The organism is Blastopirellula marina (genome assembly GCF_002967765.1).
In the GTDB taxonomy this organism is placed as follows: domain Bacteria; phylum Planctomycetota; class Planctomycetia; order Pirellulales; family Pirellulaceae; genus Bremerella; species Bremerella marina_A.
The window spans coordinates 714555-740835 of record NZ_PUHY01000015.1 but is presented as its reverse complement, the minus strand read 5'-3'; the positions used below and the strand labels follow the sequence as shown (position 1 = coordinate 740835).

Here is a 26281-nt window from a genome sequence, read left to right as displayed (position 1 = left end):
CGATCTGCTCGGTTCCAATCTACCCAGCTCATGTCAAATACTGACGCCCGTCCCTTGATGCTAGTCAGCGTCTAAGACGTATGCTTATCAAGGTTCATAGACAGAACGCTCTTCTCCGAAGGCTCCACAAGAAGTTTCGAGAGCACAAACATCTCAATACCCAAAAAGAGCATCGCAAGAGGCATCATTAACAAGCCCGCCATGTCATGAAAAACTCGTTCTGCCCATTCTGCCCCTACGGTTTCAAACAAGATCCCGGTGACGGAAATCCTCAGGACGTTAGCCGCGATCCCAATTGGCAAGGCGCTCAACAGCACCAGTAACTTCTCCCAGATTGGACGATTGAGAAGCAACGCTCCGCCGCAACAAATTGCTACAAACACGTTCAGCATTCGCAGCCCACTACATGCTTCGACTACCCCTATCTTTCCTTCCGTCAACCAAATGACGTTTCCTTGAGCGACAGCAGGCACACCGAATGTCTGAAGGATATAGACACTTCCAACCGTGCCTATGCGTTGTAATTCATGGCTTAAGCCATCGGAAATGAATCCAGGCAGAGGTACCATGAAACCGAGAAACAAGATTGACGGCCATGCCCAATTGAGAACAGGCCAACCGCCCAACAGCAAGGCAATCCCAGCGGCCAACGGTAATAATGAAATCGGATCGACGAGAGGGTAAAGGTAATAGGCTGCGGTCAATCGCATCGCAGCCGCCAACGCAATCAAAATCACCCCAATCGTGGAACTCAGTGGCGAGTTGCTGACGTTGAGAAGATCTCGCCGCCACCAAAGAAGTATCATTGAAAACACTGGCACGAAAAAGCCGTGCGAGTAGTCAGCTTCATTGAACCACCGATGCGACAGCATTGCCAGAGACTGCCAGTACGACCACAAAACTAGCAGGATCACGGTACTGCCAATTAAGATTAGTTGCCACGCCTCCGGTAGGTGACGCGAGCGCAATTCATCATCGTTGGTTTGCACTTGGGGTTTCATCTTCGAATAAACTTACACCGCATCAAAGGCTGGTGGTCCACTACGTTTCTCATCTTGGCGAACGCATTTTACGATTGCTCTTCGCAGTTGGTAGTAGTGAAGCTAAGTGTGCAGTGAATGACCTGGGGCATACATGTTAAGGGCGTTATGAACTCGCGATTACTGTGCTTCCGACGGGAAGTCACCTGTGACAAATCCACCGTCAATAGGAAACGTCCACGAAAAGCCAAAGCCTTGTGAACCATTTCAGAATCATCTGGAAAGCCGACGGTACATCGTTGCTTGATCAAAATGGCTTGGCTTAAATTCGCTTCTCTTCGAAGTCTTCAGTTCAAAAATAAACCGATGGGCCGATTTGATACGTGCACTAATTTGGAAGCAACAACGGCTTAACCCGTTTTCGCTTCACTGACAATCCCATCACCGGCCGATTATTTCGGCCTTTCACTGCCCCCACCCTCACTTTGACCGGCACAGGGAAGCTATCAAAGTGGGGCGATGCGTCTCATCATAAATAAGAAACACTGCATTGCAAGCGCAAGAATGTGACACATTTCGCGCATCAGGGCACCCCTCGTCAAAAATACGCGTCCCCCTCCTAAAGAACCAGTTATCTGAAGTTGATGACGTCAGTGCTGGTCAAAGACTAACCACATAAAATACAAGCTTCATCATTCAGAAGCGCAATCGCGTTGACCAATCCGCTCAAAGCAAATTACCGGAACTTTAAACGCCGTTGTCAATCAACACCTCCTTACCGCTGTATGCGCGCCAAGCAAGAATTGCCAGGAATAAATCCCGTAAGAGGAAAATCTCGACCAATGAACGGATTCTGATTTGACTTACTCCAAACAGCCCCCGATATTGGTGGGATAAAATTTAGAGATACCGGGATAGAAATAACAATCCAGACGGATCCGCCACGGATAATGGATTCAAGCGACGTGAAAAGAGCGTCCGCCTCGGCTACTTCCGACACAACACAAAAGCCGTCGTCTTAATCTCGAATTCGCTGATTGCGTTCCAAAACCTGGAAGCTAATCAGGTCATTCGCTAACACTTCACACGATCGCTTTGACCGGAAAGACATTTTACTGCGGTAATTTGCTGTTAACGCTTCCGAGACAGCCTTGCCATTTCGAGAGTGATTCCGATGCACGTCGCTCCCTTCCAACTTGCACCAGTTCTTTTAGACAACACTGTATTACCTAATAGGCACACCTGAGCTGAGAGGAATTGCTTCGGCCTCAATTCTCGACGCAACTGAATAGACGGCTACCCTACTGCACGATAGAACTATTGTTGAGTTGACAACGGACACCGCTAAATTAACCTGTGGTCTATAGCACGGGCTGTGTAAAACTGGTGGTAAAAGCCATCGCTGAGACAATATTCTCACACGTTGGTGGTTTGAATTTCAATTGAATTGATACCCTCTTATTCCCACCCAAATCCAAGTTTTATTCAGTCCTTCAATTGTTGCGAATTGAGTTAGCAACCTGAACTGGCAACCTACCACGGAAGAGCAGTCAGCCAACCATCCCTTACTTCCTGAACACTCGTATTGCTACAACTGACTGTCAACTTAGCCCCCCCTTTCCCGAACAGCGAGTACGTACTTGTCCAGCAGCAAATCGAGTGGCGTTTCTTCTCTTCTGGGAGTCCTCAAACTCTACCGAGACTTAATCGGTAGGCGACTGTACATCCTCGTCGTTTTAATGCCACTCTCTGCAGTGCTTGAGAGCTTTGGGATAGCCCTACTTCTTCCGCTTCTCCAAGCGATGGGAGGGGAGTCGGATCAAAGCTCAAACGCAAGCAATATTCTTGGCATATTCGAATGGGCCGGAATTTCTACAGAACCGTATATCTTGCTTTCCATCATTGGAATTGTGTTCGCCACTAAGGCATGCATCAAGTTTGCGAGCGAAGGATTATTGAATTTCTATACCGCAAAGCTGATGCTGCGATTGAAATCGAGGTGCATCGCCGGTTACTCGAACATGGACCATGCCGCGTTTGCTAGTCGCAATACGGGACACTACATAAACATCATCACGACACAAATCCAGCGTTTGGCGAAATCGTTTGGATTCACCATGCACATGGCAGTCCATTTTATTTCTTCGCTCGTATTTCTCGCAGCCGCGGCTGCGATCAATTGGAAGTTTGCCCTCGTGGCGGTTTTGGGTGGTCTTGCCATCACATTTCCCTTGCAAGCCCTTAACGCAAAAGTGCGCAAGATTTCACGCGAGACGGCCAGTGAAATGTCTCTGCTCAACAAGCAACTTGTTCAAGTAATACAGACCCTCAAGTACCTTATCGCGACCAACCGAACCGAACGTTTCCTCGAACTCATTCATTCCAGTTGCCATCGATTATTTCAACACCAGTATCGAACTGGACTAGCTCATGCGTTTGTTTCTTCCATACGAGAGCCACTATCGGTCTTATTAGTAATTTTACTAGTAACCCTGCAGGTCTACTTCTTCAATCAGGGCCTTGCCCCTGCCCTCGTTGCCTTGCTACTTCTCCATCGAACGACCCAAGCATTCATGATGACCATGGGAGAGTACCAAAAATCCATGGAACTGAGCGGATCCGCAGAGCTTGTGCACCAGGAAATCTCTTTGTACACGAGCAATCAGGAACCGCGTGGCGATGAGATCCAACCCGATTTTCAAGCGTCCATCGAATTCAAAGACGTTACTTTTGCCTACGATCCGCATGAGGCCAGCACCCTCAGCAACATCACACTGACGATCCCTAAGAATCATACGATTGCTCTGGTGGGAAGATCAGGCGCAGGTAAATCGACCTTGGCTGATCTCGTCTCATTACTGATTCGTCCAGATACCGGATCGATACTCATCGATGGGCAAGACACGAGAAACATTGATCCCCTCACATGGAGACGGCAATTAGGGTACGTCTGTCAGGATACCGTCATCTTCGATGATACCATTGCGGCAAATATCTGCCTTGACGATCATCTTTATCATCACGACGATCGCTGCCGCGAACGTGTTCACGAAGCTGCTCGACAGGCCTTCGCCGCCGACTTCATCAATTCACTTCCGATGAAATACGGCACTGTCGTTGGTGATCGAGGCGTTCGTCTATCGGGCGGACAACGGCAGCGACTCTTCATTGCGCGCGAGCTTTACAACTCACCAAATTTACTGATCCTCGATGAGGCGACAAGCGCTCTCGATGGTGAAGCAGAAATGGCCATTAGAGAAAGCCTAGAACTACTACACCACACGGTCACGGTCATCGTAATCGCCCATCGATTGGCCACAATCAAGCACGCCGACTACATCTACGTGCTGGACAATGGGAAAATTGCTGAAGAAGGCCCATACGAAGCCCTCTGTGGTGAACAAGAATCGATCTTTAGGTCAATGCTTGAGACGCAGAGCCTATGACAACTATGACACTTAAATTCACGAATAGTTTTCAATCTGCCTACGCACAAACTACTTCGGCAAGTCTATGTCTCGCCTGGATATCAGCCACTACTCTTATTCATCTTTTGGATCCGTGAAAAGCAATGAGCCACCCCCTCCGGGCTTTCGCTAGACGCCTAATCAAGGCTGTAATGCCAGAGACTGCGACGATGCACTTGTCTCGTACTCTTCATGGTCATCGCGTCAATACTACGGCTACCCCCTCGCAATGCGACATCCAAATTGAGACAGAAACTAAAGAGTTATTCAACGTTACGCTGTTGATAGCCTCAAAATCAGGACTCTATTTCTTTCATCAAGGTAAACTCGAAAAATGGCTCACTGGCCGTTTTTACGGGATCACAGAACGCCAAGGACGCTGGTACGTCTATAGCTTTGACACGTCAACCTACGGAAGATTGCTTAGCTTTCGAATCCTCAACCACACACTTAGCGACTTGCGAGAAGAATTACGAGCGATCCCACCGGAGATACATCAGATTGATTGGTTGGGCGATGCGCTCCTAATGACCGATACCAGCAACAATCGCCTAACTTCCTATGAAATTCGAAATGGCAAGCTGACTCGCCCACGCCATTACTACCCGGCAGGACGTCTTAAGAACGGACGCCAGTCCGATAATTACCGCCACATCAACTCCGTCTATTGTGACAATACGCGGATATTGGTGGTGTGCCATAATGACACCCGGAGGACAGGTCGCCCTAGCGAAATCATGATTCTCAATCATGCGTTCCAAGTTCAGACCACGATAGAATTAGAAGGTGGCTGTGCTCATAATGTGATTCCTTTTCGCGATTCATTTATCTATTGCGACTCACTAGGCGGGGCTATTGACCTTGCTGGAACAAAGATTGCTGTCGGAAACTTTCCCCGTGGAGTCGCCATGAATGCCAACTTAGTATTCGTTGGCACTTCTGAGTTTGCAAATCGGCATGAACGAGATTCGACTAGTTCTCGGATATACTTAATTTCCCACGACACAAATAAGGTCATTGCAGAACTAGCGATCCCACACATGGGAAGCATTTACGAACTTCGGCTGGTCCATCCTGGCGATTTATCATTAAGTCGCAATTGTGCACCGTACCGTACTTTGTAATCACCACAGTACTTGACTTGCTACTTTCTTACATCAAGTCCGGCAATCACCGGAAGTACTCCTATCGCAGGGCACAATACTGAGTCAAATGATTTCGCTAGACCCGTCACACATGAATAAAGCTAGTGCAACCTCGCATGCCGTAGAGCGTTTACCCGATTTCATCATCGGCGGTGCCATGAAGAGCGCAACGACAACCATCCACTCACTCTTGTCACACCATCCAGAAGTATTCATACCGAAGGGAGAGGTGCTTTACTTTGACGTCGATGAAATAGCTGCTCGCCCAGACAATTTCAGCAAAATTAACAATGAGTGGCTTTTTCCCGAATACGATTCGCCTCAAATGTCAGATTGGTATCGATCACATTTCGCAGAAGCTAAAGAACATCAGCTCGTAGGCGAGGATTCCCCAACGTATCTTGCCTCAGAAAAAGCTCCGCAACGCATTCGTAACACGTTACCCGACGTCAAATTAATTTTTACTCTTCGGGATCCAGTTGAAAGAGCGTATTCGCATTATTGGCATTACGTCCGAACAGGGCGTGTTTTTTTCAACTTTGACGATACGATTCGCTATTCGCCCGGAAACATCATTCAACGTGGATTCTATCGTGTTCAGCTAGAACGATACCTTGAATTATTTGATGCCAGCCAAATCAAGATAATAATCTTCGAATCGTTTATTCGCGATCCCGCTCAGCACCTTACGTCTATATGTGATTTTCTAAACATCAATCACGAGGTACTAGACTTTACAGAATCACATTTCAACCCAGGCAAAGTCCCACGATGGCTAAGCCCACAACTTATGATCAATAGATATCTACGACGATACGCAGGTCGCAACCAGATAGAGCGATTACCATTGCAGTTCAAGGGAGTTGAAGAAACGCTTTGGACTAAATTTTTGCGAAGGGTTCACCGAACAATTAACCCGTGGTCCTTGCAAAAACCGCCGAAAATGGCATCGAACACTAGACGTTTCTTGACGCGTTTGTACTCGAAAGAAAATCGTGGACTTTCCGAATTAGTTGGAGTAGACCTATCGAAACATTGGAACAGCATTGAATGATGTTCCTATATCAGTATCGATGTCGTTTCCGACAGTCAAGGATTTAATACGCAGATGACGCAATCCCTCCGCACAACAATTCGTCGTACAATCAGAGCAATTCGCAAGTATATTCGGAGACGACGGCCTCTGCGAGGGAGCAACCTTTTCTCTGACTTGAATTCCAACCTTCCGCATCTTGTTGTCCGGACAGTCTTCGATGTTGGGGCAAATGTTGGAGATGTCTCTAGGTCGTTCGTAAAACATTACCAGAAGTGCTCTATCTACGCGTTTGAACCTATACCGTCCGTATATTCCATCCTTTGCGACAACGTCAAACATCTAGACAATGTCCGTTGCTTTAACGTTGCCCTTAGTGATACAGCGGGACGCATGTCTATGCGTCGACAAGGCCATGACGGACTATATACACTAGAGGAATCTGAAGTCATTGGAGAAGTTGGCGATGAAGTTCAAGGAATCCAAGTTACGACAATCGACGAATTCTGTAGTGACCATGACATCCAAGAGATCGATTACCTTAAAATTGATGCTGGCGGTCATGACGCAAAAGTTCTGGCCGGTTGTAAACAGATGCTTTCGAACCAGGCCATTTCTATTATCGAAGTAGAAGCTGGTATGAACCCTGATGATCAGATATTCAGCACGCTAGAAGAAATGAAACTATTCCTAGAGTCCTTTGACTATCGAGTCTTCGCTCTTTACGAACAGATGCATGAGTTCAAGACGAAGTCTCCCCATTTAAGGCGTGTGAACGCGGTTTTTATCTCCCGAAATTTAATTCGTCAGCATACGCCGGAATGACAAGGAAAAGGCCTCCTTCGTTTCGACACTGTTTCTAGTTGCGTAGTGTCTTGTCGTTGTTTTCAAAAAGCATGTTCCAAATTAAAAAGACGCGATTGGGCAACGTGGAAGACATTGTCAACTCCTCTCTCTGTATGGGTTGTGGCGTTTGCGAACCAGTCTGTCCAGTTCGGTGTATCAAGATCGATGAATCGGAAACAACCGGTCAACAGATTCCTATTGTCGATCAATCGACATGTATTGCCGGATGCGACGTTTGCTTGCGTGTATGTCCAGGCGAAGAAGTGGATTTCGATTTACTAAACGAAAAGTACATCGGCAAGATTCCTGAACGCAAGGACATCGGTCATGTCAAGAATACGATAGTCGGTCATGCTTCAGACTCGAAATTACGCTTTTCGGCATCGTCAGGCGGTGCCCTTACCGCTCTGCTGGTGTACTTGCTTGAGAAGGACTTCATCGACGGGGCGGTTGTGGTGCGAATGAACGCCGATCACCCACATATGACCGAGGTAATTATTGCTAGAACGGTTGAAGACCTACTTGCGAGCAAAGGATCTAAATATTGCCCGGCTTCTTCGGGGCAAGGCCTGCGAGCGATCATGCGTGAACCAGGGCGGTACGCATTCGTCGGTTTATCCTGCCATGTCCATGCGGCACGCAAATTTCAGGAAGTGTTCCGCAAGTATAGCAATCGCATTGTCTTGAATCTCGGCTTATTCTGTGGGGGTGGTATTACATTCAACGGCACACGTTTCCTGCTAGAGCAACTTGATGTTGAGGAAGAGGAACTTGTCCAATTGACTCTGCGGGGCGACGGATGGCCAGGCAAAACTACCGCTGTTAAGAAGGATGGAACGCGTTGCGAACTGAACAAGCGAGCTGGCGCCACAACTTTGCACGAGGCAGCAACCTATACCTCGTGGATGCATCGGTACTTTTTTCCACCGCGTTGTTTAACGTGCACTGACTTGACCGCACAACTTGCGGATATATCCTTCGGTGATCCCTGGCTAGACCGATTTACGAAGAATGACACTCAGGGCTTATCAATGATGGTAGTCAGAACCACAGCCGGTCAACGCTTCCTAGACCTCGCAATACGCGATGGCGCTATTACCGCTATTGACAATGCAACTCCGCAGGAAGTTGCTGATTCGCAGAAGAAGCTTAATAAAAAGATTCAAACTCGACCATATCGAATAGCTGCCAAGTTTCTCGGAATTGCAACGCCTAATTACGGTGAGCTCTACAATGAAGGATCAAGCTCACCAATCGCAATCGCATCAGCAATCTGGGACTACACTCGATTGTGGTTAGGTAGAAATCATAGACTATGGAAGTTTCTTCTCCTGCTTGAAGAAGTGCATCAACATCGAATCGTTTTTCAAGCTAAATGGCGAGGACGAATCATTCGCTTAATGAAGAAGATCACTTTTCGTACTCCTCCTCAATAGTGAACAAGCTTTTGTAGAAACAGATCCCACACCTATTTCCTCCCGACCTGATCTTCTGAATCACAATATGTCCCGTGCAACAATTGAAGTCGTTGGCGTTTCAACAGAGAACAAAGGCGCAGAGCTGATGTTGATTGCCATTGCGCAGCACTTGCGCAGTGTGAAGCCCGACATCGAAATCGCCGTCTCCCAAAACTTTGGCCGCTACGAAGATCGCGCGAAATATCAACTTCGCACCAAATTGCCGCAGTCGAAGAAGGCCAAGATTGGCAGGTCCTGGCTGTCTTCCAAGTTGATGCCCGAATCGTTCCGACGAGCTTATGGACTTGTTGACGATAGTGAGGTCACCGCTGTTATTGATGCTTCAGGATTCGCTTTCGGTGATCAGCATCCTGCTCAAAGAACGATGGAGTTCGCAAATAATGTGAAGAAGTGGAAGCAAGCTGGGAAACCGGTCGTGATGCTTCCGCAAGCTCTCGGGCCTTTCAAGACTCCGCAGATCCGTGACGCTTTCCGCGAAATCGTGCAAAACGTCGATTTGGTTTACGCCAGAGATGAAGTGTCTTTCGCTTACACTTCTGAACTGGGGCACACAAATAATTTGCGAAAGGCACCAGACTTCACGAACCTAGTCAAAGGAGCCACAACTGCTCCTTGCGACAATGATGGAAAACGCAAAGCATTCGTTGTGCCTAATCATCGCATGATCGAGAAAACGGCCGCAAGTGAGCGAGATCAGTATCTTCCATTCATCGCTCGAAGCATCAAACAACTCGCCACTCGCGGATTTGAACCATCGCTCTTGCTGCATGACACAAACGTCGATGAAACGCTAGTCGCACCGCTTCAAACCCTCCTTAGTTCATCGATTGAAGTCGTTCGAGCCCCTGATCCTATCGCTCTTAAAGGAATACTCGGCACGGCGGCGATTGTTGTCGGCTCTCGATTTCATGCACTGGTTAGTGCACTATCACAAGGCGTTCCTTGTCTCGCAGCTGGATGGAGCCACAAGTACGAAATGCTTTTCCAGGACTATCGATGCCCGGACTGTATTATGAAGACAGACGCAGACGAGACTTCGATTGCCGAATTGATTGACCACATAACATTAGACATTAGTTTCCAACAAAGTCTTCTAAAGGCCAGTCGCCAACAGATCGATCTTGCCGAGTCGATGTGGAGAGAAGTCGATCCAGTCTTGGGACTCAATTAAAATCTGCTGAGCTTCTCCGTGAAAATCCTTCTAGTCCAACTTGCCGCCGATATCAGTGGATCCGCAATCAGTGGACGGTTGATTGCGGAAGGACTTCTTGCAGCGGGGATGGAGGTGGAAGTTGTCTTTGGGTACGAGGGTCCCATTATTGATCAATATCGTGACATCGGCTGTGGTACTCATATTGTTCCGCACAAAAGTTGGTTGCGAAGAGCCAACTTTGCCCGATCCTTCCGCAACATTTCAACTGAATTAATAAATTCCCAGGCGCTGAGGGAACTCGCTAAAAAACTGCAACCTGACCTGATCTACGTCAACTCGATCGTTAGCCTGGCAGGTGTTGTCGCTGCTTACCGTCTTGGGATTCCGTGTGTTTGGCATATCCGCGAATTGTTCCAAGATGTCGGCGGGGAGATGTATGTTCCTTCATTTGGTGGACGGCAAGTTGTACGATCGCTGTTGAAGCTGCCTGACCGGGTCGTCTGTATCTCGAACGCTGTCGCCGATAACGTTCTGCAGGGTGCGCGTAGCGATTGCACGATCATTCCGAATGCGGTGAGCGAACACTCTTTTGACCTAAGTCTTTCTTCGGCCGATTGCAAGCAGGACTTCCGAGTCCCATCTGGCTCAATGATTGTTGGTGTGCCTGGCACATTGCGTCCCATGAAAGGGCACGCTTTTTTTCTGGATGCCGCTCTCCAGATTCCTGACTGCCATTTTGTGATCACGGGTGATGGCGAAGCTAGTTTCGTTCATTCGCTCAAACAGAAAGTTCGAGATTTGGGAATTGAGGACCGCACTCATTTCCTGGGAACGGTCAGTGACATGCAACATTTTTATCGCATGTGTGACGTAATCTGCATTCCCTCTCGAGCCGAGCCCTTTGGCCGTACGGTAATCGAGGCCTTTGCCGCCCAGCTACCTGTAGTCGCCAGCAATGTGGGCGGAATTCGCGAAATCATTGACCACGAGCAAACCGGTCTGCTTGTAGAATATGGAGATATAAGTGCACTCGCCCATCAAATCAATCGACTTCTGACAAACGATAGTCTTCGCTTTGCTTTGGCGACATCGGCTCGCGAGAAGGCAGAACGCAACTACAAGAAAGAAGTCTACCAGCAAAGAATACTGAATATCGTTACTCCTCTCATCACTGTTCCACGCCGTCCCGAACCAAACACCGCATGAAGATAGCTGTCGTCACACCTATTCCCACTCCGTATCGCGATCCATTTTGGAACGAATTGGCGAATCAACCAGATGTCGATCTAAGTGTTTTTTACTGCTCTGGCGGAAAGAAGGATCGTCCGTGGGAAGTTGATTGGCAATTGAATTTCCATGCAGAAGTGTTGCCTGGTAAGAATTTGCTGGCATGGCGTGGACAAGACGCATCTTGCTATTGGAACCCGTTGATCACTCGTCGTCTAAAAGAAAACAAGTACGACGCTTTGCTGATTGGGGGTTACAATCATCTCACAATGTGGGCCGCAATTCGCTTTGCGCGTCGTAACCACATTCCGTATTTCATGATGTGTGAGTCCTACGATAAACATCACAACTCGGGATACAAGAAGTGGGTTAAGCAGAAGCTTGTTAACTATGTGGTTGGCAATGCACGTGCGGGAATTCCGACTGGAAAGCTCGCTGCCGAATATCTGGTCAGCTATGGTGCTAAGAAAGATGATCTTATTTTCTTGCCCAATGCCCCAGATGTTGTTTCACTCGCTAAGAGGTCCAGCGAGTTAACTGCAATTCGGTCGCAGCTCCGGAATGAATATGGTTTAGGTGACGGAGTTGCGGCATTGTTTGTAGGAAGACTGATTCCTAAAAAGCGAGCCGGCCTTCTGATCCGTGCCTTTCACAAGGCTACGCAAAATACCGATGGCCAACTCGTTATCGTAGGAGGTGGCCCCGAAGAAGAAGAACTGAAATCGCTCACCAGATCACTTCAAATTGAAGATCGGGTTCACTTCCAAGGTTTTGTTCAACCGTCAGAAGTCTCGAAGTACTACGCAATGGCCGATCTCTTCATACTCCCTTCCTCGGAAACATGGGGAGTAGTCGTCTCCGAAGCACTCGCCTCATCATTGCCCGTCATCGTTACGGACCAAGTCGGCTGTCATCCAGATGTTATCAACTCGCCGTCAGTGGGTGACGTCGTTATCGCCAATGACGAACCAAGCCTAACGGCAGCTATGGAACATCGTTTCTCCAACCCCACATCACGCGAATCGATTGCCGACGCTTGGAAGCCAGTGTTCGAAACTCAACGTTACGATCGACTCGCTGCCAAAGTCGCCGCGCAGATTCGTAATCTAATCGAATAGATCTGCTGACAGGTCTTCCCCGAACTATCGGCAGAAGCAGGAAATCTCGTGGCCGCTGGTGCGGTCTTCGCGGGCGGTTAGGATGCTGGATGATACGTAACCGTTGGCTGGGTCACGAAGATATTCCAGCAACGATTCGACCCCGTCATGGTCGGTGTTGTCGCTGGCAATAATGGCGCCATTTGCCAGACTCGGCTCAAGGAGCTTTAGCACGTCGAGATACATTTGCTTGGCGCCATCCAGGAAGACGAGATCGATTGGATCTGGCAAATCGGTCTTGAGCGACTCCATGGCATCGCCTACTCGGAAATCAATGAGTTCTTCCAGTCCCGCTTCGCGAAGATTCTGACGGGCTCGTTCAATCTTTTCAGGTTCATATTCCGTAGTAATCAGCTTACCGCCCCCATTGTCTTTGAGGGCAGACGCCAGGTAGATGGTGCTGACTCCCATGCTCGTTCCGAATTCGACAATGTTTTGCGTCTTCGATGCTCGCACGAGGTTGTAAAGCAATTGGCCAAACGAGGGTGCGATGGCCATGTAAACCGTACGAAGTTCATGAAACATCTCACGTGAACCGCGCGGGTAAACTGCTTGTGGACCAATGACATGTTCGGGAAACGGAGATTGGGCGGCGTCCGCGTAAAGTGAATCGAGCACCCTTTGAACTCTTTCTGACTTAAGCGTGTTTGTCACGTTTTCCTGCCTTTGGATTCGCCAAAAAGACTAGTGGCTCGGAGATTGCACTTCGTCCGCTTCCCCTTCATCCGATTTAAATGGTCGGAAGTACCAGCGTTTCACCGCGACCAATCCGCGGTAGACATCGTCGGCGGCCAGTTGTGCACATGGGATCAGGAACAAGGTAACGAGTGTCGCGAACATAACCCCGAAAGCGAGCGAAGTCGCCATCGGAATTAGAAACTGGGCTTGAAGCGACTTATCCATCAGCAAGGGAACCAAGCCGACGAAAGTTGTAACGGAAGTCAGCATGATCGGACGGAAACGGCGGGCCCCAGCTTGCAGCGCAGCTTCTTTCAGCGTGGCTCCTTCCGCACGTCGCTGGTTTACGTAGTCAACCATGACCAATGTGTCATTCACGGCTACGCCTGCCAAAGCCAACATCCCGAAGATCGAAAGGTATGACGGAGTAATCCCCATGGCGATATGCCCCAGCAGCGCACCGATGATTGCGAAAGGGACGGCCAACAAGACGAAGAAGGGCTGTCCCATCGATTTCAAAGCAACTGCAAGAAGACCATACAACACGAAAGCCAAGATGCACGCTCCGATGATCGTTCTTCTCTGAGCATCTTCTGCTTCTGCCACGTAGCCAACGTAACGAAAGCTCAAGTTATGTGGCTGGCAAAGTTCTTGAATCTGCGGCGAAATCTCGTTAGCGATCTGCAGAACGTCTACTGTCGAATCGATTGGTGCAGCACCACACCGGAGTACCTCAGCGCCGTTCTTTCGCTCCACGAATGAGGGAGCCGTCGTGAAGGCAATATCCGCAACGGTTGAAAGCGGCACATCGGCACCACGTGGTGTTCGGATTCGCATCCGTTCCAGCGTATGCAAGGTCTCACGTTGCTCGATGGGAAGTCGGACCATTACGCGGATATTGTCGATCCCACGTTGCAGGCGTTGGGCTTCTTCCCCGAAAAACGACTGACGAACTTGCTGAGCGAGCCGCTGCTGCGTCAGATCAAGTTCGGCGGCTTGCGGCTTGAGTCGTAGTTCAAGCTCGTCTTGCCCCATATTCACGTTGGCCCAAGTCGAGCTGAACTCGGTGTAGCCATCCAGGAGATCTTTAATCTGGCGGGCTACTTCCGCCTTCTCAGGAGACATCGGACCACGTAGCTCGATATTCAGATTTTCGTTATCGACGTTTCGATCACGATTTACGCTTGAATCGGATCGAATCCGAAACTCAGTTGCTTCCGGGATCGGGCCGATGAGCTCGTTCCAACGGGCCGCAATTTCACTGTTCTTAGGGCCTGAAGAACTACGTAGCGAAGGCGCTAAGACCTCAAATGAAATGGCGCCTTGTGACTTGTCAAATGATCGATGAATCCGCGCGGCGCCGACCAACTTCGATATGTGCCGCACCAAAGACTCTCCCGTCTTCGGATCGATGAATTCTTTTTGAACCTGCAGCAGTGCGGCTTCAATCCGATCCATATATCGCGCAGTTGTCGCCAGCGAAGTATCGTCGGGCATGTCCAATACGGCTGAAATACGTTGCTTCTCGACCGACGGATAAGCAATGAACTCCATGCGTCCACTCATGCAGTAACCTGCCATGAGAAGCATTGCGGCAACAAACATTGCCAGGACCGACACACGATGGCGTACCGAGAACTCTAAGCAGGGCTGGTAGACTCGCTCAATGAAATACTCAAGTCCATTCGCGATCGACATCTGAACGCGCGTGATCGGGTTGTCATGAGGAACTGGTCGTAAGTGCTTCAAGTGAGCGGGCAGAATGAACTTCGATTCGATCAATGAGAATAGAAGCACTGGGCCAACGATTGGTGGAACCTGGGATGCAAAGTCTCCCCAGCTTCCTTCGAAGAACATTAAGGGAACGAACGCCACCATGGTGGTCAACGCCCCAAAAGTGACCGGTATGGCGACTTCGTGCGTCCCTTCCACGGCTGCTTCAAGTGGTGGAAGTCCCTCTTTCATTTTGAGGTAAACGTTTTCACCCGTCACGATCGCATCATCGACGACGATACCCACAACAATGATAAAGCCGAACAAGCTCATCACGTTGGCAGTAACACCGAACCACGGCATCAGCATCACGCCACCGGCGAAACCCACCGGTATCCCCGCGACGATCCAAAATGCCAGCCCCGGTCGAAGGAAGATGCCTAGAAGAAGCATGACAAGCAAGCTTCCTTGAATCATCGATTCGATGAGCGTTGTTAAGCGCCCGCGAATTTCGATCGACTCGTCATCCCAGATGAACAGTTCGATTCCTTGGGGAAAGCGACTACGTGTCGATTCGACATATTCGTGAACTTTGTCCGAAATCTCAATGGCGTTCTCGTTGCCAGTTCGCATCACTTCGACAAACAAAGCGGGACGTCCATTGAACTCGACGATCTTCTCTCCTTCTTCGAAACCGTCGGTCACTTTGGCGATGTCGCCGAGCAACAAATCGGCGCCGTTGGTCGAGCTGATAGGAATATTGCCAAATTCCCGTTCGGTGTAGGCCTGACCGCGGGTACGTACGATAAACGTTCCACTGTCACTTTCAATCGATCCCGCCGGCAGGTCGACCGAATATTGCTGGATGGCATCGGTAAGGTCTTGCAAACTAAGTCCATAGGCCAGCAGCTTAGTCGTATCGACTTCGACACTGATCTCGTATTCACGGTCACCCTGGACTTGTGCGCGGCTGATTCCTGGAAGCGAAATCACATCTTCCTGTACCTTGCGTGCCACCTCGCGCAATTCGTGCGGACTCAAATGGCCGGTCACCGCGATGCTGAGAACTTCCCACCAATTAGAAGAGTCCGGAATCGAAATCTCAGGACGTTCCGTTTCGTCGGGAAAGGTCGTGATCGTGTCGATTCGTGAAGAAACATCGTCGAGCAATGCCCGAAGATCTGTTCCCGGTTCGGCATCAATCCACATGCTACCGTTGCCTTGGCGAGCCCATGCATTGATGTCTCGAATCCCTTCGACGCCTTCGAGTGCTTCCTCAATCGGGATAAGAATGGCGCGTTCGACATCCTTGGCCGTGCCACCACGATAAGACATCTCAACGCGAACGGAGTCCATGGTCCGTTCCGGGGAGACTTCCAGAGGGATCTTGTTGTAGGCCGTATAGATGCCTGCGACTAAGATCGCAAGCATCATAAAGTTGGCGGCGATTCCGTTTGTAGCAAACCAGCGAATCATATTCAGCCGTCAGTTAGTGACGCTCTCTTCGGTTTCCAAGGACGCAGACTCGGCAATCGAAATCGATGTATCAGTCGGCGGTATGATCTCGATCTTGGTTCCCTTTGGCGTAAACGGCATCGGTGTGGTCGCCAGCCACATGTTCTTTGGAATCACCGAAGATGACACGATGACATTATCCGCATCGGACCATAGTGCCGTAATTTTCATTGGCAACAAGGTTTGATCCTTTTGGTCCACCAGCACAATCTGATCCAACTGTCGTACGGCCGAGCGGGGTAAGGTGGCGACATTACGCAATACCTTACCGTCAATAGCGGCAACTACCGGTTGGCCAATCCGTAAGGGTGGGTTGCCAGATTTACGACCAAATGGATCGTCGACACGGGCAATTGCAAACAGGTCGCGTGAATTCGGGTCGAGCACCCCCTCGGTGCGTACAATCTTGCCTTGCCAAACGGTTTCATCCGACTGCTGCAATCCATCCATCAATCGAACCGCTAGTGGAGCGTCCTCGGCAAACTCGGGCAGGTTCAGATAGCCACGCTGATCGCCAGAGATAGGCAGGCGAACTTCCACGTAGTCGATAGCGAAGACCTCGCCCAACGGAGAATTCGTTCCAGCTAATTGGCCAATACCGATCAGCTTCGACATCACGCGGCCATCGAATGGCGCGACGATCTTGGTTCGTTTAAGATTCAGCTTGGCCTGTTCTACCTTCGTTTCAGCCAAAGCGATGTTTGCCTCGGCCTGTTCGCGACTCGCTGAGGCAGTCGCAACTTCCCCTTGCGAGACAGCATTCGATTCGATCAGACGGAGCTTTCGTTCCTCGACCAGCTTGGCTAGTTTGAACTCTGAACGCGCGGCTTCCAGTTCCGACTCGGCAATCGACAATTCCGACTCGTAGTCGCTTGGATCGATCTCGACTAGCACATCGCCCTTGTTGAAGTACGCCCCGACTTCAAAGGTTGGACTAATCTTCGTCACCATGCCAGAGACTTGTGAATTCAAAACCACCTGGTTGTGCGGCTGCACGACAGCATGAGTTTTAACGACGATCGGATACTCGCCGACGTAGATTTCTTCGACCCGCGAGCGAAGGAGCACTTCCTTTGGTTGAGGTGGCTCGGGTTTCTCGATTTCGTCCGAAAGAAGCTGGAAACCGTACCAACCCGCAGCGAGGATCGCGCACGGAACTGCCAGTCTCAGCAAAATCCCGGCAAAGGATGAAATCTTTGATGAATCGGCTGCCATGTATCTTGGTACCCGTTTGCTGAACTATCGGTGGGAAGATCGAATGGTGGGAAGTTGCTTCTCGAAATCTATAGGTTAATCACCTCGAAAGGCCCAATTGTTTCGAACGCTAACGAATTCTTCTTTGGAATTGGTGGGAATGTCAACATGCCGCATCCATATTCCGCGGTGGGGGAGGTAGCACTTTCCGGGATCCCAACCCGCCAAACGTAGGAAACGGTGGGAAACGATCGTGCGGATCGGAGTGACTTTGACGCCTCATAGGGGCATGCGACGTTAAGCTTTTCGGGCAGGGAACGTTTGATTGTACCAGTCGAACCGCCTTCTCCGATGCTACTAACGGTGCGGTACTTTCCTGTTTTGCTGGCTTTTAGAGAAATAAGATGCAATTTGTGTCGACACCGCCCACAACATGCCTTACACGCCCCACTGTGGCACTGTTGTTCACCTTGATTGCGGTGGTCGGCCTGGGTTGCACTAGCCCTAGAGATTGGATCGCTAACGGTTTCAAGGTTGGGCCGAACTACTGTACACCTACCGCGCCTGTGGCACAGGATTGGATTGACGCGGATGACAAGCGGGTTTTGGACGATCCTGTGGACGCCACAGCTTGGTGGTCGGACTCTTTTCACGACCCCGTGCTGAACCAGCTCGTTTCTGAGGCATACTCGCAGAATCTTACCGTTCGGCAAGCTGGTGCCCGCATTATGCAGGCCCGAGCACTGCGTCAAATCACGGTCGGCAACTTCTTTCCTCAGCAGCAAAGCGTTTCCGCACGCTACGCACACAATTTGACAACTGGCTCCGGCTTCGACCGACACTTCAGCACGTGGCAAGGCTCGTTTGCCCTGGCGTGGGAGATCGACTTCTGGGGTCGGTACCGTCGCGCGATCGAATCGGCAGACGCTGATCTGGACGCCGCTGTCTACGATTACGGCGATGTTGTCGTCACATTGGTAGCCGACGTTGCCGCGACGTACATCGACATTCGCACGCTGCAAACGCGGCTCGAATTGGTCAAGCTTAATGTCGAGAACCAACGGAAGACCTACGAGTTGACGGAAATTCGATTCCAAAACGACGAATCGAGCCAAGTCGACGTGCAACAGGCAAAGTCGAGCCTTGTCCAGACCGAAGCTCTTGTCCCGGCCGTTGAAACTTCCCTCCGGCAATCGCAGAACCAACTCTGCATTTTGCTGGGCATGCCCCCGGAAGCAATCGAGGAGATGCTCGGTGAAGGAGATATTCCCAACGTCAAATCGGAGATCGCCCTGGGAATTCCTGCAGCAACACTGCTGCAACGTCCAGACGTTCGCCGTGCCGAACGTTTGCTCGCATCGCAAAGTGCGTTGATTGGTGTCGCCGAGGCTGAGTTATATCCACACATTACAATCACTGGAAATGTCGGACGAAGTGGAAATCAATTTAAGGAACTGTTCCGAAGTGGATCCGGGTTCGGTTCGGTCGGTCCTAATCTCGACTGGAATATTTTGAACTACGGTCGCATCACAGGAAATATCCAGTTCCAGGACGCCAGGTTCCAGGAGTTGCTGGCCGCCTATCGACAGACGGTGTTGAACGCCAACCTGGAAGCCGAAAATGCCGTTATTCAGTTCCTCAAATCGCAAGAGCAACTTCGCCTCCAGCTGGAAGCTGCCGAAGCGGCCGACAAAACCAATGAGCTAATTACCTTGCAGTTCGAGGAAGGGGAGGAGATTGACTTCAACCGGGTCTTTAGCGTTCAAAACACCAAGACCCAGCAGGAAGTTGCCGCCGCTCAAGCGAAAGGGAACGTCGCCCAAGGTGTAGTGGCAATCTATCGCTCGCTCGGCGGTGGTTGGCCATCTCCTTACCTATCACAACCGATCGTCGAATCGCCCGACAACACTGCAGAAGCCGAGGAAATCGAGGCTCCTCCAGCAACGCCAGAACTGCCCATCGATCAGGTTCTGGAAAATCCTGTCGGTGGCGACGCAACACAATAACACCATTAGACGGCCTCAAAGGAACCCAAAGCCGCCTAACCAGTTCACGAATGTTTTCAGCGCCGCAGCAATCCTCTTGGCGACCACTTGGCTGTGTCAAAGTTCAATGCGTGATTCTTAGAAGCAACGTGCCAAAAAGTCGGATCTTTCTTCCCGAGTTGCTAGGTGCTTACTAATAGCTCACCGGATAGTAATCCGCTGATAGATCGCTTACTCGCGTTTGTTGCCGATAGTCACCTGGCGTGATGCCGGTTAGCTCTTTGAAGAACGTGCTCAGATAAGAAGCGCTGGAAAGTTCCATCTGCTCGGCGATCGATTCGAGCGAGTAGTTGGTGTCTCGTAGAAGCAACTTGGCGTAATTCAAGCGTTCGTTGGCGATCTGTTCATGCGGCGTAGAATCAATGTTCTCAGCAAATTTTCTCTCCAACGAACGGCGGGATAAGCCAGTGTAATTAGCAACTTGCTGAACGGTCGTATTCCCTTTTCGATCCCGGATGTATTTCAAAGATTTCGCCAGCGCAGGGTCCGAGACGGCGACGATGTCCGTCGAACGCCGGATCGTGGGCATCCGAGGAGGTACCAAATGAATGGTGTTGGCGGCCCCCTTCCCTCTCATTACACGATCAAGCCAGGCCGCGGCCTCAAAGCCGATACGTTCGCCATTATGTCCAACACTGGATAGCGGTGTATCGGCCATCGCAGAGATCACTTCGTCATCGTCGACGCCAATGATCGCAATCTCTTCGGGAATCGAAATACCCTGTCGTCGGCAGGCATCGAACACACACAGGGCTCGCATATCGTGCGCCGTCATCAGCCCAACTGGTTTCGGCAGTCCCTCCAGCCAGTCTGCCAGATCTTGTTGACCACCTTCCCAACTTTCACGAAATCGACGACGCGAAACCGGAGAATAAATGAACACATCAAACCCGGCACGCTTAATTGTGCTCACAAAGCCATCGCGTCGCGTACGTGACCATTGAGCTCCTTCCACACCGATGAAGGCAAAATCACGAAGACGCCGTTCGAGCAGATGATCGGCAGCCAAACGCCCAATCATTTCGTCGTCGGTAAACACGCCACCAATCTCAAGCGTCGGCCAAGGTTGCAATGTATCGACAATCGGTACTCCAAGCTCCGCGACCGATTTTGCTATTTTTCGATTGCGGGCCCGCATGATAATGCCGTCACCTTGCCAAGTTTTTAGCCATCCAGGCAGCTTGCTCCCAGGGCCAAACTCGTCGACGAAAATTGACCATGGACCTTGGATTCGCGAATATCGTCCAATTCCCAATAAAATCTCGCGTCCAAATGACTTGGATGTCTCGATCAAAAGGGCCACTTGCGGTACGCGTATTGATTTTTTCTTCGTCGACATCAAAGCTAAAACCGTAGAAACATGAAGCAACGCGTCTGTCGCATTTTCGAAAGCGACGCGTCGGAAAAAAGTATTGAAGGAAGCTTCCAAAAACCTCAACATGGTGAAATCATCGGACAGCCGGAAGAGGATTGTAGTTTCCATGTCCGTCGCAATGAAGTAACTTGAACCGTTCCTCGCCCTAGCCCGCCTTTGCTCCGCCGCCTCAACGCAAGCTCCCGTCCCGGTAGCACTCGCCGTTTCGAAAGAAGCTATTCATGATGCTATTGTCCTTCCTAACAGGACGTGCAACTTCGTTTTGGTCGCGTCAAATGATTGCCTTGTTCGCGTTGGCTGTCATCACATGTACGAGCGTTGGTGCAGATAAAGAAGAAGCCGTTCATATTGCCCCATCTTACGCCCGGCCTCGTCAGGTGGGCGCGGCCAAGGTAGATATCACACCGAGAAATCCAATACTGCTTAGCGGTTACGCGGCCCGCCAACATCAACTGCAACTGAACGTGCGTCACCGACTATGGGCCAGGGCGTTCGCAGTTTCCGATTCCGATAGCGAACCAGCGATCTTGATCACGGTCGACAACTGTGGTGTTCCGGCAATCATTCGTGACAAAGTGGTCGCAGCTCTCAAAGAAAAGCATCATATTTCGCCGGAGCGTGTCACCATAAGTGCCTCGCACACGCATGGCGGACCGATGCTTAGTGGGATGTTAGAGAACCTGCTAATTCGCGAGATGACAGGTGCTGAGCGAGAAGCGGTTGATAGCTACACCAATGAGTTGACACAGCATCTTATTGAAGTCGCCTCCAAAGCTTTTTTGGCTCGCCAGCCTGCACATCTGTGGCATGGCAAAGGCACGGTCGACTTCGCCATCAATCGCCGTAACGGCATGGTCGTCGATCATGATCTCCCTATCCTGGTTGCTGCCGATCTCCAAGGCACACCGTTCGCAGTAATCTCCAACTATGCATGTCACTGCGTTGCCGCCAGTAACGGAATTCAAATGACAGGCGACTGGGCTGGCTGCGCGGTCGCAGAGTTGGAGAGAATGAATCCCGACCTCATCGGCTTAACCACAATCGGCTGCGCCGGCGACCAGAATCCCAGTGACAAGGGAGGTATCGAGGCAGCGGAACGTCAAGGAAAGCAACTTGCCGTCGAGGTCGATCGCATTTTAGCAACGAAGTTGAAGCTCGTCGAAGGCAAGCTTCGCATCCGCTTCCGACAGATCGAGCTTCCCTTCGACGAAATCCCTGACGAGGCTACCTGGCAAGCCAAAGCTGAGCAAAAAGGGATCGAGGGCTTTCATGCTTTGCGTCAACTCAAACAACTTCGCCAGCAAGGTTCGTTGCCGCAGACGTTGAAGTACCCCGTTCAGACGTGGTGTTTTGGTAGCGATCTGGCCATGGTTTTCTTGGGTGACGAAGTTGTTGTCGATTACGCCCTGCTGATCAAAAGTAAGTACGATCCGGAACGACTGTGGGTTTCGGCCTACTCTAACGACGTTGCTTGCTATGTCCCTTCAGAACGAATTCTTCGTGAAGGAGGCTACGAAGGTGGCGGAGCGATGGTCTGGTACAACCAGCCAACCAAATTCGCCCCCGGACTGGAGAAGTTGATTCTCAAAGAAGTTGATCGCCAGTTGGGAGAACCGGAAACCTGGAAACCCCACCCTAAAACAGGCGGAAGCCCACCCCTCTCACCAGAAGACGCGATTTCGAAGATGCATTTCAGCGATCGATTTCGCGTGGAATTAGTTGCTGCCGAACCGCTTGTCGTTGATCCCGTGGCAATTGATTTCGGACAAGACGGAAAGCTGTGGGTTGTTGAAATGAACGACTACCCTATGGGTGTCGATGGTCAGCCAAACGGAGGCGGAAAAGTCAAGTTCCTTGAGGACACCGATCAGAATGGCACCTACGATCGTTCCACCCTTTTCCTTGACGAGCTTCCTTACCCGACCGGAGTCATGGCATGGCGAAACGGTGTTTTGATTTGCGCGGCGCCCGACGTTATCTATGCCGAGGACACCGATGGCGATGGACGCGCGGACATTCAACGTGTGATTCTTAGGGGCTTCGCGACGCACAACTATCAGGCCCGCGTCAATGGACTTTCGCTTGGACTCGACAATTGGATTTACGGCGCGGGCGGGCTATTCGGAGGAATGCTGCAATCGGAAACGTGCTCAGATGTTGATACCCAGAATCGGGACTTTCGATTTCGCCCTGATACGGGCGAAGTCGAAGCAGTCGCTGGCCGTACTCAGCAAGGTAGGGCCCGAGACGATTGGGGAAACTGGTTCGGCTGCGTTAATGGAAGTTTGTTGATGCACTACCCCGTTGGCGAACGCTATTACGAACGTAACCCCCAACTGAAGCCCCCTGGTTCGATCGTTTCACTGGCCGCTGGCGAAATGCTGCTTCCGCTGGGAGAGACGATCCGGTTCAAGTTAAGCGGTGCCGTCGGTACACCCACTTCTGTTTGCGGGCTCGGTATCTATCGCGATTCGATATTTGGCGAAGATTTCCAAAACAACACCTTCTCATGCGAACCGGTCAACCAACTCGTTCATCGGCGCGTTCTTGATTACTCCAAGGGTCGAATCACTAGTCACCGCGCCATGGAGGAGCAGGATCGAGAATTCCTGGCGTCGACCGACAATTGGTTTCGCCCCGTCCAGGCACAAACGGGTCCTGACGGAATGCTGTGGATTGTCGATATGTATCGGTACGTGATCGAGCATCCCAAGTTTCTCTCAGATGAGATAAAAGCAGATCTCGATCTACGTGCCGGAGATACACGCGGTCGCATTTATCGCGTAATACCGAAGGATACGACCCCCAGCCCAATCCCGAATCTTCGCGAGATGTCAAGCGAGGAGCTCGTTGACTTGTTGGACTCCACGAACGGCACGTTACGTGACAAAGCTCACCTAGAACTACTGTGGCGAAAAGATCCGTCGATCGTCAAACGATTGAAGGAGCGGCTTACAAGCTTCGAGTTGCCGCAAGGTCGGCTCCACGCATTGAGCGTTCTGGAAGGTATGGGCAGTATTGATCGGAAAGATCTCACTAACGCATTTAAGGATTCCCATGCAGCGGTAAGGCGACTTGCTATTTGCTTCGCAGAAAATCACATCCAGACGTTTCCCGATCTAGAGGTCAACTTCTTAGAGACGATCAGTGACCCTGCTCCGAGTGTTCGAATGCAGGCAGCATTCTCGCTAGGATCGTGTCGTTCGCGCGAAGCGGCAAATCACTTAGCTGATTTGCTGACCGGCGACGCACCGGAACCAGCACTGCACCTTGCTTTACAAAGCAGCGTCAACGCCGAGAATATCGCCGCGATCCTCGACCGATTACTAGAAAAGCCTCAGGAAAAGCTGAGCCAGCATGACAAGCTCTTTATTCTCGCTGCAGAAATCGGGACACCTGCGGTTGCGAGCCAAGCTTTCGCTTCGTATCTGGCTAATGTAGGTGGACCACTGAGCGGACAAAGATTGGCTACCATCGGTCGACTCATTGAAGTATTGGCGTCACGTAAAATCGCACTCGACAAGTACGATGACTTAAACGACTTGCCGGAACAGCTCTCGGCGATTGTGACGAACGCTGGCGCGGATCCAGCCGATCGTACAGTAGCGATTTCCGCCGTCACTCATCTAGAAAAACCACCAGTATCCGTCCATTTGCTGACACCGCTTCTCGTTCCCCAGGAGCCGCAAGTTGTCCAGCAGCAAGCCCTGAAGACCCTGGCCAGCATTTCTTCGCCAGAAGTCCCCGCAGCAATCCTCGATCGCCTTCCTTCATTCCCCCCTGCCATGCAAGCGTTGGCGGTCAATGAACTCACGACACGTCCCCAGATGTCTAAGTTCCTACTGGATCGGCTCGAAGACGGAACGGTTCCCTTTTCCACCATTGATCTCACGCAGCGGCAAACCTTGACAACGCACCCCGATGGCGAGATTCGACAGCGCGCGATCGATCTGTTCTCTTCGTCTTCCAACTCGAAGATCAGTGCCAAACTAGAAATCTTTCGCCAAGCTGATTTGACCGGTGGCGACGTGGAGCAAGGTAAGGCAGTTTTCCAGCAACATTGTGCCGCTTGCCATCGATATCAAGGGATTGGTTCCGCGGTAGGCCCCGACCTGAAATCACTGACCGATCGATCGAAAGAATTCATGCTAACAGCAATTCTCGATCCTAACGCCGCGGTTGATGGTCGTTATGCAACCTATTCCGTTCTCTTAGAAGATGGTCGTGTATTGAGTGGCATCCTCGCATCCGAGTCAAATCAATCGATCACGCTGAAAGAGAAATCTGGCGTCGAGCGGCGAATTCTACGATCTGACATCGAGTTACTCAAAGGTACGGGTAAATCATTGATGCCAGAAGGGCTCGAGCAGGTTCTATCCATTGATACCACAAAGCACTTGCTCGCATTCCTGGAAGCGACTCGCTTAGGGCCAGCATCTTCACGTGAGATTGATCCACAATTCAATTCGGTAGCTAAACTTGCCAATAGTCATCAAGTCATCTTGGACGGTACCGACGAATACCAAGAGATACCTGCGATCTTCCACACCACCCTCGCAGCAGGTGGTCGAAACGATGCTGATGAGATAACCGCAATTCTCCGTTTCGTGGTTCCGATGTCATCTGAACCACTACAGGACTGGGAGACCGTTGCATTAACTGGCGTTGTCAAAGGAATCAGTGAATCTGACGTCTGGCCGAAGAAGCGGCTTGCTTCCGTGCTGAACGAAGATCAAGAACTGCAACGACGGTGGAATCGCACCCTGGAGATGGCTTTCGAGAAAGCCGAAGATACAAATGTTCGCAGTGGAACTCGATACGATGCACTACGACTGCTGTCCCTATCTCAATGGGAAGCAGCGAAGCCCGTATTGTCGAAATACATTCAACCTGATAACCAGATTGATCTGATTCACGGTTCGATCGACGGACTGGCAGATGCTCCGCACCCAGAGGCGGCCGTAATTCTATGCATGGCCTACAACGAACTGCCTGAGCGTCTCAAAGGATTTGCGCAGCGAGGACTGTTGCGAGTTGACGGGAACAAGCAGTACCTATTGACTGCCATTGACGAGGGGCTCATCTCCCCCAAAGCCGTCCCTGACGCAATTCGTGATGGACTTGTCGCCCATCCCAATCGAGTGATTTGCTCTGCGGCTGAGCGGGTTTTCTCCCAGTCTGAATAGTCTTTCATTGATTCTGACCGTGAGAGTGGTTCTGTGGCTTGGCGTGTATTGACGTAGCGAAATGCCCATCCTACGAGTCTGTTGTGACT

General features: G+C 50.6%; 15 protein-coding genes and 1 pseudogene. 11 read left to right on the top strand and 5 right to left on the bottom strand.

The window, feature by feature from the left end; translation table 11 throughout:
• Nucleotides 1–71 precede the first annotated feature (71 nt).
• Nucleotides 72–1001 carry an exosortase/archaeosortase family protein gene (locus tag C5Y83_RS27445; protein ID WP_105332975.1) on the bottom strand — a complete coding sequence of 310 codons (930 nt, stop codon included), beginning with the start codon at nt 999–1001 and terminating at the stop codon, nt 72–74.
• 1619 nt (nt 1002–2620) lie between these two features.
• Here C5Y83_RS27445 and C5Y83_RS27440 point away from each other — a divergent pair.
• The 9 genes and pseudogenes from C5Y83_RS27440 (at nt 2621) to C5Y83_RS27405 (ending at nt 12447) form a co-directional block, all read left to right on the top strand.
• Nucleotides 2621–4426, top strand: a complete 1806-nt coding sequence (locus C5Y83_RS27440) for an ABC transporter ATP-binding protein (protein WP_146117947.1) — start codon at nt 2621–2623, stop codon at nt 4424–4426.
• 191 nt (nt 4427–4617) lie between these two features.
• Nucleotides 4618–5571, top strand: a complete 954-nt coding sequence (locus C5Y83_RS27435) for a hypothetical protein (protein ID WP_105332973.1) — start codon at nt 4618–4620, stop codon at nt 5569–5571.
• A 112-nt stretch (nt 5572–5683) separates the two neighbouring features.
• On the top strand, nt 5684–6646 hold the full coding sequence (locus C5Y83_RS27430) for a sulfotransferase family protein (protein ID WP_158262548.1): 963 nt from the start codon (nt 5684–5686) through the stop codon (nt 6644–6646).
• Between the two features lie 54 nt (nt 6647–6700).
• A complete protein-coding gene (locus C5Y83_RS27425) occupies nt 6701–7450 on the top strand; it encodes an FkbM family methyltransferase (protein WP_105332971.1) in 750 nt (249 codons plus the stop codon).
• Nucleotides 7451–7521: 71 nt separating this feature from the next.
• Nucleotides 7522–7713 (top strand): annotated as a pseudogene (locus C5Y83_RS30220) (4Fe-4S dicluster domain-containing protein); the annotation flags it as partial.
• A gap of 21 nt (nt 7714–7734) precedes the next feature.
• Nucleotides 7735–8907 carry a Coenzyme F420 hydrogenase/dehydrogenase, beta subunit C-terminal domain gene (locus C5Y83_RS27420; protein WP_233207374.1) on the top strand — a complete coding sequence of 391 codons (1173 nt, stop codon included), beginning with the start codon at nt 7735–7737 and terminating at the stop codon, nt 8905–8907.
• Between the two features lie 67 nt (nt 8908–8974).
• The gene (locus C5Y83_RS27415) at nt 8975–10120 is read left to right on the top strand and encodes a polysaccharide pyruvyl transferase family protein (protein WP_105332969.1); all 1146 of its coding nucleotides are present in this window, start codon (nt 8975–8977) and stop codon (nt 10118–10120) included.
• Between the two features lie 78 nt (nt 10121–10198).
• Nucleotides 10199–11308 (top strand): glycosyltransferase family 4 protein, encoded by a 1110-nt coding sequence (locus tag C5Y83_RS27410; protein WP_146117945.1) that lies wholly within the window; start codon nt 10199–10201, stop codon nt 11306–11308.
• Nucleotides 11305–12447 carry a glycosyltransferase gene (locus C5Y83_RS27405; RefSeq protein ID WP_105332967.1) on the top strand — a complete coding sequence of 381 codons (1143 nt, stop codon included), beginning with the start codon at nt 11305–11307 and terminating at the stop codon, nt 12445–12447. The genes C5Y83_RS27410 and C5Y83_RS27405 overlap by 4 nt, the downstream gene beginning before the upstream one ends.
• Before the next feature lie 24 nt (nt 12448–12471).
• Here C5Y83_RS27405 and C5Y83_RS27400 read toward each other — a convergent pair whose 3' ends face one another.
• The 3 genes from C5Y83_RS27400 to C5Y83_RS27390 all read right to left on the bottom strand — a co-directional run bounded on the left by C5Y83_RS27400 (nt 12472) and on the right by C5Y83_RS27390 (nt 17607).
• Entirely contained in the window at nt 12472–13104 is a 633-nt protein-coding gene (locus C5Y83_RS27400; RefSeq protein WP_199195148.1) for an O-methyltransferase, read from the bottom strand.
• A gap of 66 nt (nt 13105–13170) precedes the next feature.
• The gene (locus C5Y83_RS27395; protein WP_105332965.1) at nt 13171–16353 is read right to left on the bottom strand and encodes an efflux RND transporter permease subunit; all 3183 of its coding nucleotides are present in this window, start codon (nt 16351–16353) and stop codon (nt 13171–13173) included.
• 9 nt (nt 16354–16362) lie between these two features.
• Nucleotides 16363–17607 (bottom strand): efflux RND transporter periplasmic adaptor subunit, encoded by a 1245-nt coding sequence (locus tag C5Y83_RS27390; RefSeq protein ID WP_105332964.1) that lies wholly within the window; start codon nt 17605–17607, stop codon nt 16363–16365.
• A 383-nt stretch (nt 17608–17990) separates the two neighbouring features.
• Between C5Y83_RS27390 and C5Y83_RS27385 the strand changes: the two genes are divergently transcribed.
• The gene (locus tag C5Y83_RS27385) at nt 17991–19592 is read left to right on the top strand and encodes an efflux transporter outer membrane subunit (protein ID WP_105332963.1); all 1602 of its coding nucleotides are present in this window, start codon (nt 17991–17993) and stop codon (nt 19590–19592) included.
• A gap of 172 nt (nt 19593–19764) precedes the next feature.
• Here the strand turns inward: C5Y83_RS27385 and C5Y83_RS27380 are convergent, their stop codons facing one another.
• Nucleotides 19765–20970 carry a XylR family transcriptional regulator gene (locus tag C5Y83_RS27380; protein WP_158262547.1) on the bottom strand — a complete coding sequence of 402 codons (1206 nt, stop codon included), beginning with the start codon at nt 20968–20970 and terminating at the stop codon, nt 19765–19767.
• A gap of 257 nt (nt 20971–21227) precedes the next feature.
• Between C5Y83_RS27380 and C5Y83_RS27375 the strand changes: the two genes are divergently transcribed.
• Nucleotides 21228–26192 carry a neutral/alkaline non-lysosomal ceramidase N-terminal domain-containing protein gene (locus C5Y83_RS27375; RefSeq protein ID WP_105332961.1) on the top strand — a complete coding sequence of 1655 codons (4965 nt, stop codon included), beginning with the start codon at nt 21228–21230 and terminating at the stop codon, nt 26190–26192.
• Nucleotides 26193–26281 lie beyond the last annotated feature (89 nt).

Bases quoted from the DNA above. Each gene is read 5' to 3' on its own strand.
- C5Y83_RS27445 (WP_105332975.1), bottom strand. From the start codon at position 1,001: ATGAAACCCCAAGTGCAAACCAACGATGATGAATTGCGCTCGCGTCAC.
- C5Y83_RS27415 (WP_105332969.1), top strand. From the start codon at position 8,975: ATGTCCCGTGCAACAATTGAAGTCGTTGGCGTTTCAACAGAGAACAAA.
- C5Y83_RS27380 (WP_158262547.1), bottom strand. From the start codon at position 20,970: ATGTCGACGAAGAAAAAATCAATACGCGTACCGCAAGTGGCCCTTTTG.
- C5Y83_RS27430 (WP_158262548.1), top strand. From the start codon at position 5,684: ATGAATAAAGCTAGTGCAACCTCGCATGCCGTAGAGCGTTTACCCGAT.
- C5Y83_RS27405 (WP_105332967.1), top strand. From the start codon at position 11,305: ATGAAGATAGCTGTCGTCACACCTATTCCCACTCCGTATCGCGATCCA.
- C5Y83_RS27375 (WP_105332961.1), top strand. From the start codon at position 21,228: ATGATGCTATTGTCCTTCCTAACAGGACGTGCAACTTCGTTTTGGTCG.
- C5Y83_RS27395 (WP_105332965.1), bottom strand. From the start codon at position 16,353: ATGATTCGCTGGTTTGCTACAAACGGAATCGCCGCCAACTTTATGATG.
- C5Y83_RS27435 (WP_105332973.1), top strand. From the start codon at position 4,618: ATGCACTTGTCTCGTACTCTTCATGGTCATCGCGTCAATACTACGGCT.
- C5Y83_RS27385 (WP_105332963.1), top strand. From the start codon at position 17,991: ATGCAATTTGTGTCGACACCGCCCACAACATGCCTTACACGCCCCACT.
- C5Y83_RS27425 (WP_105332971.1), top strand. From the start codon at position 6,701: ATGACGCAATCCCTCCGCACAACAATTCGTCGTACAATCAGAGCAATT.
- C5Y83_RS27390 (WP_105332964.1), bottom strand. From the start codon at position 17,607: ATGGCAGCCGATTCATCAAAGATTTCATCCTTTGCCGGGATTTTGCTG.